The organism is Allobosea sp., assembly GCF_051860145.1.
Taxonomy (GTDB): Bacteria; Pseudomonadota; Alphaproteobacteria; order Rhizobiales; family Beijerinckiaceae; genus Allobosea.
This window is the reverse complement of sequence record NZ_JBHYEM010000063.1, coordinates 1-537: the sequence shown is the minus strand read 5'-3', so window position 1 is coordinate 537 and position 537 is coordinate 1. Positions and strand designations below refer to the sequence as shown.

Annotated in this window: 1 protein-coding gene; it reads left to right on the top strand. The window is 69.1% G+C overall.

What is annotated here, in order from left to right; all coding sequences use genetic code 11:
• The coding region (locus ACTIF2_RS27710) for a hypothetical protein (RefSeq protein WP_439500356.1) at positions 1-359 on the top strand (359 nt) is incomplete at its 5' end.
• Positions 360-537 lie beyond the last annotated feature (178 nt).

Here is a 537-nt window from a genome sequence, read left to right as displayed (position 1 = left end):
CCCCGTCCGCCGCCGATCCGTTCATCGGCTGCTGGCAGGTCCACCCCTCCGGTTCCTCCGATCCCTCGGCCTTGATCAAGTACTGCTTCGGCGGCAATGGCGTCGGGACCTACATGGCTTTCGAGCACGGCGACGGATGGGACGGATACTTCGGATACGAGCCGCAGGGCGGCCGGCTGCGAATCTGGTTCCCCGGGTCCACGGATCTGCAGGACGCCGGAGACACCTGCGATGCGCGCTTCGACAGGACGAGCATGACCCTGTCAGAGTGCGGCCGGGAGGGGGTGTACGAGCTTCAGTGCAGGGACGTCCGGATCGGTGAAGTGGGCGACGTCTACTGCACGCCGCGGCCGCAGTAGTGGCGACGCTTTGGTACCTGCGGGCGCGTTTCCCTTCTCCCGCATTCGCGGGAGAAGGTGGCGCGTAGCGCCGGATGAGGGCCGCACCGCGGAGCGGGGCGGGGTGGCGGCGATCATGGCTCTCGCTCTCGGTCTTCCGGGCGCAACACCGGCGCGCTGCGCGCGCCGGCCCTCATCC